Origin of the sequence: Capnocytophaga sp. G2, assembly GCF_035282625.1 — a bacterium.
Classification (GTDB): Bacteria; Bacteroidota; Bacteroidia; order Flavobacteriales; family Flavobacteriaceae; genus Capnocytophaga.
The window spans coordinates 282,483-294,071 of record NZ_JAYKBU010000001.1 but is presented as its reverse complement, the minus strand read 5'-3'; the positions used below and the strand labels follow the sequence as shown (position 1 = coordinate 294,071).

General features: G+C 33.6%; 13 protein-coding genes and 1 pseudogene. 7 read left to right on the top strand and 7 right to left on the bottom strand.

Annotated elements, in window-relative coordinates:
• The 5 genes from VJJ03_RS01530 to VJJ03_RS01510 all read right to left on the bottom strand — a co-directional run.
• Positions 1 to 236: transposase (locus VJJ03_RS01530; protein WP_416377838.1), on the bottom strand; the 236-nt coding region annotated here is incomplete at its 3' end.
• A 28-nt stretch (positions 237 to 264) separates the two neighbouring features.
• On the bottom strand, positions 265 to 834 hold the full coding sequence (locus tag VJJ03_RS01525) for a hypothetical protein (protein WP_323973395.1): 570 nt from the start codon (positions 832 to 834) through the stop codon (positions 265 to 267).
• Between the two features lie 62 nt (positions 835 to 896).
• On the bottom strand, positions 897 to 1,070 hold the full coding sequence (locus VJJ03_RS01520; RefSeq protein ID WP_323973393.1) for a hypothetical protein: 174 nt from the start codon (positions 1,068 to 1,070) through the stop codon (positions 897 to 899).
• 115 nt (positions 1,071 to 1,185) lie between these two features.
• On the bottom strand, positions 1,186 to 3,624 hold the full coding sequence (locus VJJ03_RS01515) for an outer membrane beta-barrel family protein (protein WP_323973391.1): 2,439 nt from the start codon (positions 3,622 to 3,624) through the stop codon (positions 1,186 to 1,188).
• A gap of 545 nt (positions 3,625 to 4,169) precedes the next feature.
• Positions 4,170 to 4,742, bottom strand: coding sequence for a Fic family protein (locus tag VJJ03_RS01510; protein WP_009744959.1), 573 nt, complete (start codon positions 4,740 to 4,742; stop codon positions 4,170 to 4,172).
• Positions 4,743 to 4,873: 131 nt separating this feature from the next.
• Here VJJ03_RS01510 and VJJ03_RS01505 point away from each other — a divergent pair, with 131 nt between their 5' ends.
• A complete protein-coding gene (locus tag VJJ03_RS01505) occupies positions 4,874 to 5,314 on the top strand; it encodes a hypothetical protein (RefSeq protein WP_323973389.1) in 441 nt (146 codons plus the stop codon).
• Positions 5,315 to 5,359: 45 nt separating this feature from the next.
• Positions 5,360 to 5,656 carry a hypothetical protein gene (locus tag VJJ03_RS01500; RefSeq protein ID WP_040357927.1) on the top strand — a complete coding sequence of 99 codons (297 nt, stop codon included), beginning with the start codon at positions 5,360 to 5,362 and terminating at the stop codon, positions 5,654 to 5,656.
• A gap of 50 nt (positions 5,657 to 5,706) precedes the next feature.
• Here the strand turns inward: VJJ03_RS01500 and VJJ03_RS01495 are convergent.
• Positions 5,707 to 5,829, bottom strand: a pseudogene (locus VJJ03_RS01495) (copper resistance protein CopD); the annotation flags it as partial.
• A 174-nt stretch (positions 5,830 to 6,003) separates the two neighbouring features.
• Here VJJ03_RS01495 and VJJ03_RS01490 point away from each other — a divergent pair.
• From VJJ03_RS01490 to VJJ03_RS01475, 4 genes are read left to right on the top strand one after another with little or no spacing between them, the layout of a single operon-like run.
• Positions 6,004 to 6,873 (top strand): AraC family transcriptional regulator, encoded by an 870-nt coding sequence (locus tag VJJ03_RS01490; protein WP_323973387.1) that lies wholly within the window; start codon positions 6,004 to 6,006, stop codon positions 6,871 to 6,873.
• Between the two features lie 11 nt (positions 6,874 to 6,884).
• The gene (locus VJJ03_RS01485) at positions 6,885 to 7,367 is read left to right on the top strand and encodes a hypothetical protein (RefSeq protein WP_323973385.1); all 483 of its coding nucleotides are present in this window, start codon (positions 6,885 to 6,887) and stop codon (positions 7,365 to 7,367) included.
• Between the two features lie 3 nt (positions 7,368 to 7,370).
• The gene (locus VJJ03_RS01480; protein ID WP_009744953.1) at positions 7,371 to 7,832 is read left to right on the top strand and encodes a hypothetical protein; all 462 of its coding nucleotides are present in this window, start codon (positions 7,371 to 7,373) and stop codon (positions 7,830 to 7,832) included.
• Between the two features lie 56 nt (positions 7,833 to 7,888).
• The gene (locus tag VJJ03_RS01475) at positions 7,889 to 8,284 is read left to right on the top strand and encodes a hypothetical protein (RefSeq protein WP_009744952.1); all 396 of its coding nucleotides are present in this window, start codon (positions 7,889 to 7,891) and stop codon (positions 8,282 to 8,284) included.
• Positions 8,285 to 8,407: 123 nt separating this feature from the next.
• On the opposite strand, the gene VJJ03_RS01470 is transcribed toward VJJ03_RS01475, so the two are convergent.
• Positions 8,408 to 9,646: a DUF5103 domain-containing protein gene (locus VJJ03_RS01470; RefSeq protein ID WP_416377837.1), complete on the bottom strand. Its 1,239-nt coding sequence runs from the start codon at positions 9,644 to 9,646 to the stop codon at positions 8,408 to 8,410.
• Between the two features lie 137 nt (positions 9,647 to 9,783).
• Between VJJ03_RS01470 and typA the strand changes: the two genes are divergently transcribed.
• Positions 9,784 to 11,589, top strand: a complete 1,806-nt coding sequence (gene typA / locus VJJ03_RS01465; protein WP_009744950.1) for a translational GTPase TypA — start codon at positions 9,784 to 9,786, stop codon at positions 11,587 to 11,589.

Sequence of the window (11,589 nt, the reverse complement as noted above, 5' to 3'; positions counted from 1 at the left end):
TTGAAGTAGTAATAGACATTTTGCCAAGAGATTTCACCTTTTTCAAAATAGCTTTCAATTGGAAGTTCTCTCCATTGCACCCCTGTTTTTAACCTTTTGAGAATCAATAAAAATATTGAAGCTAAATCAAAACTACTTTTAAATCCTCTTTTTCCTACACTTAAAAAGGGAATAATCCAATTATTTATTGTATCTTTGCCCAAAGTTCCTGAATTTTGGTGTTCTTTTTTTTGCAAACACAAAATTACTAATTTTCGGGAACTTTTATTTTATTATAGGAAAAAGTTTAAACAGCTTCATTTTATAAATTCCATTTGAAATAGCTTTACTAATGGACTCAAAATTGTCTAACTGTTTTGTATTAGTAATGATTTTATATTTAGGAACTTTCAAACCATTCTCTTTTGCAATATCCAGCACAATTAGTTTGTTTAGGTTAAATAGAGGCTTTCCTATGTTTATTTTACATCTTTCATACACTTTTAAATATATATATTCTTTGAGGTGTTCTGTTTCTTCAATTAAAATATTTCCTTCTCCCTTTATAAAAGAAGATAAATTGTGATTGTTGTAAATTAAATTTTCTTTTTGATGATTAGTAAATGTACTTCTACTAATTCCATTTCTTCTCCACCAACAACTTTTAGCTTCTAAAAGATTATAGATTTTATTTGTTATCGTATTTCTAAATAAGATTTCTTCATCTTTAATTAACTCTAATTTAAAAATGTCATCATCTCCATTAATACGGATTACTTCTTGATTAAAATATCTTAACCATTGTATCACATTTGATGTTGAAATATCGTATTTTATTGTAAAAATTATAATCATATATTTAATTTTGAAGTTATCAAATAAGAGAGGGTTTCTACCCTCTCTTTAATTAATAGCAACTAATCACTATCGTGTCTGCCTGCATCATGATCACTACCTGTACAAGATGTAGAATGTCTCAGTGTATGGCTTGTTCCTTCATTAAAAGGAGTCATAACATCTGCATTTGCACCTTTGATGCTTTTTAGTGAAGATACAGAAACTTGGTCTTTTTTGAATTTTGATAATTTCATAAGACAATCTGTTTACACGTTAATACATTATACTTCTCTTTTTATCTCGACTGTTGTCTATTCCTTATGTTTTGCTTTTTTATGAGTTGCAAAATATCTGAATGATTCTCATTTTTTATAATCTTTGATCTTCTGGGTTTTCTATTTTTTTATTATTTGTTTTTATATTGTTATTGCCAAATTTATATATTAAAGATAATGTGATATTTCTCATATCATTATATATTTTTGTTGAATATTTGTAGTTGGGGTATGTTTCTGTTCCTTTATTTCTATTTTGAGCAAACAAATCGTAAGCTATTATGCTGATTTGCAAATTTTTATTAAATTGCATAAACTTAAGACCTAAATCAAAACTTGCTCTATTATAAGATTTAAGAAATCCTTCTGTATTTGGAAAACTTTGAAAGAAATTTAGTAATAAATATGTTGTTTTATTTGTATTTAACGTAAATGTATTTTTTGAAGAAAAATATGATCCATAACCATCAAACTCAGGAATAGTTATGTTTTGAATATAAGATTTTGAATTATTATAATATACACTAAAATTATTATAGCTATTGAACCACTTTAAAGGCTCCCAAGTATGACTAATATCTAATCCTAAAGTTTCTTGATTATAATAATTCTGTGGTGTTGAAATAACAGAATTATCATTATTGTTAGTAATAGTCAAATAATCTCTTCCTTGATTTAATTTGGATCCATATAATGTTAAAGACAAATTATTTTTGAAAATGTAAGAAAACTCAATATTATCCGTTAGCATTGGTAATAAATCTGGATTTCCCGCTTCATATGAATAAAAATCTGAATACATTCTAAAAGGATTTACTTCTGAGAAAGTTGGTCTTTCAATTCTTTTTGAATACCCAATTGAAAAGGAATTATTTTCATTCGGATCATAGGTCAAATAAGCCGATGGAAATAAATTATTGAAATTATTCTTTTGTTTTGTGTTTAGTGTAATTGAATTTCCTTTGGTTTCTGTACTCTCAAATCTTATTCCAAATTGCGCTGTCCATTTTTCGCTAATTTCTTTATTTGCAGAAACATAGAAAGCCATTATTCTTTCTTTATAGTTAAATTCATTGCTTTTTGTAACATCTAAAAGGGCATTACCTAATGTATTGTTAAAAAAGTATATCTCACTATTATTTTCAATGAATGTAACTTTAGAACCTGTTTCTATATTTGCAAATTTATAGGGCAACATAAAATCAATATTTAATGAATAAACATTAAATTTGGATAAACTATTATTAATGGCTGAATTATAAGAGTTTAAGCTATTGTAATAACCTATATAATTTGAAGTTGAAAAATCTCTGTTATTTTTATTTTTCTTTGTGAGTAGATTAAAATTAACACTCATTTTTTTTCCAAAAGAGTCTATTTTTAAATCATAATATGATGATACAGAATGATAATCATATCTGTTTTTATTGTAAGAAGGAGTTCTTTGAATGGAATCTAAAATATTTGCAGATGTTGTGAAAAATTTATTTTCATATTGACCGTTTTGTTTAGCATCCCAAAAATTCGAATTATAAATAACTCCTATATCATTATTTTCATTGATTGAATAATTTAGATTAATCCCTGTTGCTAAATTCTTTGAAGATTCTTTTTTACTTTCAATGGCTCTTCTATAATTAGTGTTAAAATCTATATTGGTGCTTGATGTATTTTTTCTGGTTTCTGTATCCGCTAATAAACTAAAAGATAAACTTAATTTTTCTGAATTATAAGATATTGATGTGGCTGGAACAAATCCTCCGTAGGTTCTTTGTATATAGGTAGCCGATAAATCGCCTTTCCAGCCTTCTTTCAGATTTTTCTTTAAGATAATATTAATCAGACCACTATTGCCTTGTGCATCATACTTTGCTGGAGGAGTTGTAATAACTTCTATTTTTGATATATTTTCTGAACGAATTGTTTTTAAGTACGATTCTATTTCTGCACTAGATAAATTTAAAAGTTTTCCATTAATCATTACTCCTAAATTGCTTTTACCTATTAATTGAATAGCGCCCTTACTTATATCCACTTTTGGAGTTCTTTGTAAAACTTCAATCGCATCAACACCCTGAGAAACAATGCTTTGATCTACATTAAAAACAATTCTATCTACTTTTCTTTCAATTAATTTTTTCTTTGAACTTGAAACCATAACAAATTCTTCAAGTTCTTTTGCTCTTAATGAAATATTTATGGTTTCCATCTGCGTATCCTTGAATACATCTATTTTTTGTTTATAATAGATATCTCCCATCTGTCTAACCAATAATGTATATTCTCCTTCCCTACTATTTAGCAAGTATTCTCCTTCTTCATTGGTCAGCTCACTTGTAGATATTATAGAATCTTTATTTTTTAATTGAATTTCTAAAAATTCTATAGGATTATTTCTTTCATCAAGAATTTTTCCTTTAATCTTAAATTGTGAAAAGGCTTGGTTATTAAATAAAAACACCAACAATAATGACAAAATATATCTTACCTTTTTACTTTTTGTAATTGTAATTTTACTATTTATTTTATTCATAACACAAAGTTTTATTATTTTAAAATAAGTCTTTACTATACAAGATATAATAATATATCACTATACATTATTTTCTTGACAAAGGTAAAGATTTTTTTTATAAAAAAATCTTTACCTATTATTTTTTTATAGTTAAAAATGGTTAATTTATTTAAATATTTTACTATTCTATTGTTCTTATCTAACTTTTTTTTCAGTATTTTTTCTTTCATTTGATTTTTTTCAAAAAAACCTCTTCTTTAAATTTAAAAAATTGCTTGATCGTTAGAAAAAATTTAGATTTTGTTAATATTTTATTAATAGTAACAAATAAAGAGGTTTTACAATCGTAATATTACGGCTGTTATTTAAAAATTATGCTTATGATTGAAAATAAATATAAAACAAATAAAGAAGTAGAGATTTTATTCGTAGAATTATAGAAGATGCTAAAAAAGAACTTGACGAAAAAACCGTATTCTTTTGGATATAGAATAAATATACAAAAAAATCATTCAATTACTTTTTTATCCTGTTTATCAGCCACAACATAAGTACATTTTTTATTAAAATTTCTGTTTCCTTCCTGTGGATTTTTGAAATTCTTCTTTCAAATCTTCCTGTGTGAAATTCTGTAAATAATTTAATTTTCGTTCCAAAAAATAGTCTGCATATTTTGAATAATCTCCTGTTTCATAAAAATGCAAAAGTCCTGTTTTGTATTTTTCAAAATCATCTTCACTGATAGAAAAAATAGGCACTATATTTTCATTCATCAATACAATACTTTCTACCATTCGAGAAGTTCGTTTATTCCCATCAATAAAAGGTTGTAATTTGGCAATATTACAATGTAAAAAAAGAGCCTTTTCAAACGGGTTGGTAAGTCTCTCTTGAAGCTCCATTATCTCCGATATTCTTTTTTGTATTTCAATGAGGTCTTTCGGGGGAGTATATTCTGTCCCTGTAATCCTTACAGGGCGTGTTCTTATAACCCCTCGTTCTCTGTTTTCTACCAAATCATCTGTAAGATAGGAATGTAATCGAAAGAGTAATTTTTCATCAATAATTACTTTTCCGTTTTCTTTCTTTATGTATTCCGTTTCAGAAATAAAAGTATTATAGAGATTTTTTAACATCTTGGCATCTTCATACCTGCGTGTTGATGTAATTCCGTGGAATATTAGATATACAAAAGAAGGAGAGGATAGAGCCCATAAGTTTACTTATCCGAAGAAATAGAAGTGTTTAACTTAAAAAAATATAACTAATGAACCAGATTTTTATAAACATAAAGAAACTGATATTTAGTGTCGTTCTGGCAACGAGTATTTTGATAGGAGCCGTAGCTTGCTCAAAAAACGATGACTCAGCAACAGCTATTAGAACTCCTGCGCATCTCGAAAATTGGGAAGTAAAGCCAATAGTTGATGAAAGTAAGTCCTATATGACAATGCTTACAGGTGTACCTATAGGTACTAAAATACGATTTGAAGTAATTGCAAGCAGATCGGATATACTTTTACGCGATGTATGGGTAGACCTTAATAACAATGGTAAATGGGACGATGAAAGTGAAGATGTAAGTAAAGAAAGAGATACCTATACTGTAAAATCGCCTATTATTACCTTTTATGGTGAAGTGGAGAATTTTATTTGTTATGGCACAAATATGCAACTTAAAGAGCTGGATGTAACCCATAACAAATGACTTCGACAATTGGGTTGTAATTGGAATCTGCTAAAAACCTTAGATGTGAGTCAAAACGAAGACTTAAGAGGATTAAAAGCAGAGTTCAACCAGTTGGAAAGTTTGAAGATAAACAATCCTCGTTATCTGACGGATATAAGAATAGCTGTGAATAATTTTTCAGAAGCAGAACTTCTTAAAGTTTCACAGGGGCTTCCTAAAATAAAAGAAGGGAACTTCTATTTGAATCAACCCAAATTAGAAAGGGAGCATAACCAAGTGAATAGTGAGATTATTCGTATAGCCCAAAAAAAAGGGTGGCACGTGTGGTTAAATGATTGGGAATGGTATGCAGACCAATAAATCTTAAAGGAAAGAGGGTTAACGGAGAAATCTTTGTTAGCCCTCTAATATTATTGTATTCCTCCTATTCTTACTAAGCTACCCAGTACTACCCCTATGAGGGTTACACAGATAATATGCACCACCATTTCGGGTAACTTATTGAGCTGACCTTTGCACAATTTAGGCAATACTCATGAGGCGAAAGCAAGAGAATCCTCCCTCAATCACATACTCTCCTACAAATATTCGGAGACTACTCATAAGGAGAGGGAGTGTAGCAACCATAAGGAGAAATTAGCAAGATAGGAAAAGGCTTCTTTGGAAAACTGCCGTATCTTTGCCATGGAAATTCAAAATAAATCTGTATGAAAACTATTACCCATAATGATTACACCCAGCGCATCAACAAAGTGGCAGAATACATCAATAGCCATCTCGATACTCCTATAGAGGTAAAAACGCTTGCCAATGTGGCTAACTTATCTGATTTTCACTTTTGTCGCATTTTCAAAGCACTTAAGGGAGAATCACCCATTGCCTTTATTGCTCGCTTACGCATAGAAACGGCTGCTCAACTATTGCGCTATTCGGCACTTTCGGTAGAAGAGATAGCTTTTAATATAGGGTATGAAACGCCTACCTCTCTTTCCAAAGCGTTTAAAAATCAATATGGCATTACTCCTTCTCAGTATAGAACAAACAGAGATATATATATTATGAAAAAAGAAATGAACAATCCAGAAGTAGTACTCAAAGCTCCAAAAATAGTAGAGCTTGAGCCCAAAAATCTTATTTATGTAGCCCTTACAGGGGAATACGGTACCCTTGATTACAATAAAGCTTACGAGCAGTTGTGGGGTGTTGTGAAATCGCAAAAGCTCTTTACCAAAGGCATTGAGTCGATATGTGTTTCGTACGACGACCCTAAAATCACAAAGGGGAATCTGCAACGCACCGATGTGTGTTTGGCTATCCACAAACTGGCTAAACCATCGGGGGAGGTAAGTTGCAAAACCTTATCAGGAGGCAAATATGCGGTCTTTTTCTACCAAGGGAGTTACAGTCAACTCTCAGCCGTCTACGATGCTGCTATGCGCTGGGTGGTAGATAGTGAATACGAAGTGCGCGATGAGCCTATGTTCGAGAAATACCTCAACGACTGTCGTCGTACCCCTGAAGAAAAACTGAAAACTGAGATATATATCCCAGTGCAAACTGCACGTGTAATTTCCTAATTTCTAACATTATGAATCTTACAAAAACCGAAAAAATCACAGGGATCGCTTTAGCGACTGTCTTATTATTACTTACGCTTTCAGGGAGTGGGTACTTCTTTTTTACTCTGAAAGTAACCTTTGTGCAATGGTTAGCTTACAACGCTTGTTCACCCAGTAGCTTGGTGTATTTAGCTTGCTTTATCGCCTTTTGGCTGACGAAAAAGACTGTTTGGCTACCGCTCGCCTTCCTGCCAATGTACTACTTTGGTACAATGGGACTCTTCACCTTCACGTGGAGTGGTGCTAATATCTTTGCTCAAATGTCACATATTACAATGACACTCAACCTAATTTGGACGGGCTATGTCCTCTATCGCATTAGTGATTACAAAGCGTTTACACAGGGCTTACTGTGGAGTATTGCTCTTTTTGTGCCTTATATTGCTTTTGTGATGTACTACTGTCGTAAACACGCCGAAGAGATTAATAGTTTGTTACAAATGACCCCTTAAACTATGCAAACCGCTCATATTTGTCCGGAGTGTTATGCTGCAGATAAGCGCATCACTCCATTACTACGTCCCGAAGAGTGTTTGTTACATCACCGCCAATACATCTGCTGCACTTGTGGCAGATGTATCTGTGCTGATGTAGATGATAAAGGGAAGTTCCGTGCGCTTTTTCCTTTTAAAACTCTTGCTATTGCTATCTTATATTTGCGTGCTGCTGAAGTAATATGGGAACAAGCTTGCGGTATTTACGAAATAGAAGATACTAAAGGCAGAAAACAATATAAAATCTTTCCTTCTGTAGAAGCACTAAATGATTATTTGCAGCAAAATAAGCAAAAACACTGTAGCTTACAACCTTTGTTTACAACACCACACTATAAAGATTGTTCCCCAGAACAGTTACGCCGACTTTCAACTGAAGAAGTAGCAATTTATATGAAAGAAAAACAGTTAAAAACTTTGTAATCTAGAAAAATAATAGTACATTTGTCGTAATTATTAACATTTAAAAGCAACAAACGATGAAAAAAGCATTTCTATTAGCTGCCCTTACTATGCTAACTGTAATGGCTTGCGGCAAAAGCGATGACAACAATGGTAATGGAGGAGGGGGTGCTTCTACGGGGAAATTCTTGCCTCCTAAGTGGATTCAAGGCTCTTGGACGACCAATGACAAGAAGTTCGGTTATGCCTTCAAAACCGATGACTTTTGCCAAATAACCTTAGGTAATACCAACTGTTTTAAGGAAAAGAAACTGCCGGTAACTGATATAAAAGACCAGAAAACAAATAATACTTATAAGGTTAACTATACAATTGGTTCCTATAAGCAGATTTTTGTATTCGAAAAAGAAGGAGAGAACAAAATAAAAGTAACTCATAATGGTCGTGTTGAAGGAAGCTACACCAAACAGTAAATAAACTTATTCCTGAGGTACATTTTAACAATCACTATAATATTGCTACTGCTTTTCCCTTATGCTACAAGTACAAAAGTACAAAGAATCATAAAAAGAGGTCTCTTTTTGACTTTCTCCTAATTATCGTGTTACCTTAGTACTCTCAAGATTTCCCATCCCTATCACACGGTCATATAAGTCGCCCACTGAGCGGTAATATACCAGTACAGTATAGGTGTTCTCTGTTTGATAATGGTTTCCGCCAATAGTATTATAATCAGTTTTACCATTGCGCTTTAGGGCAAACTTATAATTATAGAATCCTTGTTTTAGGTATACCTCTCCCATATATACCTTTTGCTTCTCATTATAATGGAGCTCATAGGCAGGTATCAGTGCATTATCGGAGAAGAGCCCATACACATAGAGTTGGTCATTAGGTTGGATTCCTTTAGGAGCAAGACTGAACTGAACTAAGGCATATTCTCCTTCGATGGTCGCATTTTGACCTTGGTCACTTACGATACGAAAATTCCCATCAATATCAGGGTTATAGGTATATGGAAGTCCCTCTCGTGGGGTCTGCGTAAAGAGTTGGCATACATATCTTTCTCCTTCACGACGGGAAGTATATACTCCAGAAGTTGGAGAACGTAGATCTCGGGTCTCAAAATAAAGATATTCATTTCCTCCCTCAAAGGAAGTTTCTCTATCATACTTATATACCAAGTCATTTCCTAATACAAATTGAGGTTTAAGGTTCTTCTTTGCCGTATCCCAACGATAATTTTGCAAAACAGCTACTTTCACACTGGTATTAGGAGATTGAAATTGGAGTTCTTTGGAAGTGATCTTGAATTGGACACTCTGCTTTGTTTCAGCATACTTTACCTCACGGCTTTGTTGTACAGAGAGCTGTACTACCGCAGTGGAACTATATAGGATAAAGCGACGAGTAAAAATAGGGTTCTGTGCACTATCGGTAATTGTCAGAAGATAATTCCCTGTGATAAGGAACTCTGTATCCTGATTAGGCAAAGTAAGCCTATAATGCGTATAGGGCTGTAGGGTACCATAGGAATTTTTATAATCGGTAATGCGAACATCGTCCAACCCTTTGATATATTCACTTTTAAGCAATCCCGAAGGCTGCCAATTGTAATTACAATGAGTAATAGTATAATAATAATCCGCTTCATCCCCATGTAGGTCATCAAAAGAAAGGGTGAAGGGAGTACCCAATGTTACTATAGGAAACTGCATTTGACTATCCTCTGCAGGACGAAACTCTATAGTCTTAATATAATCAGGAGCTGCTTTCTCTTGAGAAAACACCGAGAAGAAGCATAGAAAAAGGAATATGGAAATCGTCTTCATCATAAACAAAGATTTGCTGAGGCAAAGATACAAAAAAGTTGAGAGTTAATCGTTAAGGGAGAAAAAGTATTCATATTTTTTTACTTTTCATTTTTCGTTTTTCACTTTTTGTCGTAATTTTGCGCCCTAAAAATAATGATATGACTGCTATTAGAAACATAGCTATTATTGCACACGTTGACCACGGAAAAACCACTTTAGTAGATAAAATCCTTCACCATTGTGCCCTCTTCCGCGATAATCAGGAAACAGGCGAACTCATTTTGGATAACAATGACTTAGAGCGCGAACGCGGAATTACTATTCTTTCCAAGAATGTTTCTGTGAACTATAAGGGAGTAAAAATCAATATTATAGATACCCCAGGACACGCTGATTTCGGAGGGGAAGTGGAGCGAGTACTGAATATGGCTGATGGTGTCCTCCTCCTTGTGGACGCTTTTGAGGGACCTATGCCACAGACACGTTTTGTCCTACAAAAAGCCATTGAGATGAAACTCAAACCTATTGTAGTGATTAACAAAGTAGATAAAGAGAACTGTACCCCAGAAGAAGTTCATGAGGCTGTATTTGACCTGATGTTTGAACTTGGTGCTGAGGATTGGCAACTGGACTTTCCTACTGTATATGGCTCTGCTAAACAGAATTGGATGTCCGAAGACTGGCGTAAACCTACTCAGAGTATAGAACCTCTCTTGGACATGGTCGTAAAGTATATCCCTGCTCCTGTTGTGGAACAAGGTAGCTTGCAAATGCTTATCACTTCCTTGGATTATTCCACCTTTACCGGACGTATTGCTATTGGTCGCCTACACCGGGGTACCCTCAAGACAGGGATGAATATTTCCTTAGTGAAGCGTGATGGAACCATTGTAAAGTCCAAAATACGTGAACTACATACTTTTGACGGCTTAGGACGCAAGAAAGTAGAGGAGGTACAAGCCGGTGATATATGTGCTATTGCGGGCTTAGAAGGTTTTGAAATTGGAGATACCATTGCCGATTATGAGAATCCTGAGGCTTTGCCTACCATTGCTATAGATGAACCTACTATGAGCATGCTTTTTACCATTAATGATTCTCCTTTTTTTGGCAAAGATGGTAAGTTCATTACCTCCAGACATATCAAAGAACGCTTAGAGCGAGAATTAGAAAAAAACCTTGCCCTTAGGGTGGAAGCCACCGATAGTGCGGATAAGTTCATTGTATACGGGCGCGGTGTATTACATCTCTCTGTCCTTATTGAAACCATGCGCCGTGAAGGATATGAATTGCAAATAGGTCAACCTCAAGTTATCATCAAAGAAATAGATGGAGTAAAATGTGAACCTGTAGAAGAACTCACCATTGACCTGCCAGAGAACGTAAGTGGTAAAGCGGTAGATTTTGTTACCCTTCGTAAGGGAGAGATGATTAGTATGGAACCCAAAGGAGAGCGTATGGTTATTAAGTTTATTATTCCCTCACGAGGGATCATAGGCTTACGTAATCAATTGCTTACCGCCACCGCAGGGGAGGCAATCATACACCATCGTTTCTTAGAGTTTCAACCTTTCAAAGGAGAAATTGCAGGACGTATTAATGGTTCTCTTATCTCCATGGAACAGGGAACAGCCATTCCTTATTCTTTGGATAAGCTACAGGACAGGGGACGTTTTTTTATCTTTCCAGGTGAGGAAATCTACACTGGACAGGTAATTGGAGAAAATTCCCGTAGTGGAGATATCGTAGTGAATGTTACCAAAACCAAGAAGCTCACTAATGTACGTGCAGCAGGAACGGATGAAAAGGTAAAACTCGCCCCTCCTATTAAGTTCTCCTTAGAAGAAGCTTTAGAATATATCCAAAAAGATGAATATGTGGAGGTAACTCCTAAGAATATGCGCCTTAGAAAGATTTATCTGGATGAGAATGAGCGCAAACGACATGAAAGAGAATTCAAATAA

Coding starts and splice junctions, on each gene's coding strand:
- VJJ03_RS01525 (WP_323973395.1), bottom strand. CDS start 834: ATGATTATAATTTTTACAATAAAATACGATATTTCAACATCAAATGTG.
- typA (WP_009744950.1), top strand. CDS start 9,784: ATGACTGCTATTAGAAACATAGCTATTATTGCACACGTTGACCACGGA.
- VJJ03_RS01505 (WP_323973389.1), top strand. CDS start 4,874: ATGAACCAGATTTTTATAAACATAAAGAAACTGATATTTAGTGTCGTT.
- VJJ03_RS01490 (WP_323973387.1), top strand. CDS start 6,004: ATGAAAACTATTACCCATAATGATTACACCCAGCGCATCAACAAAGTG.
- VJJ03_RS01475 (WP_009744952.1), top strand. CDS start 7,889: ATGAAAAAAGCATTTCTATTAGCTGCCCTTACTATGCTAACTGTAATG.
- VJJ03_RS01470 (WP_416377837.1), bottom strand. CDS start 9,646: ATGATGAAGACGATTTCCATATTCCTTTTTCTATGCTTCTTCTCGGTG.
- VJJ03_RS01515 (WP_323973391.1), bottom strand. CDS start 3,624: ATGAATAAAATAAATAGTAAAATTACAATTACAAAAAGTAAAAAGGTA.
- VJJ03_RS01485 (WP_323973385.1), top strand. CDS start 6,885: ATGAATCTTACAAAAACCGAAAAAATCACAGGGATCGCTTTAGCGACT.
- VJJ03_RS01520 (WP_323973393.1), bottom strand. CDS start 1,070: ATGAAATTATCAAAATTCAAAAAAGACCAAGTTTCTGTATCTTCACTA.
- VJJ03_RS01510 (WP_009744959.1), bottom strand. CDS start 4,742: ATGTTAAAAAATCTCTATAATACTTTTATTTCTGAAACGGAATACATA.
- VJJ03_RS01480 (WP_009744953.1), top strand. CDS start 7,371: ATGCAAACCGCTCATATTTGTCCGGAGTGTTATGCTGCAGATAAGCGC.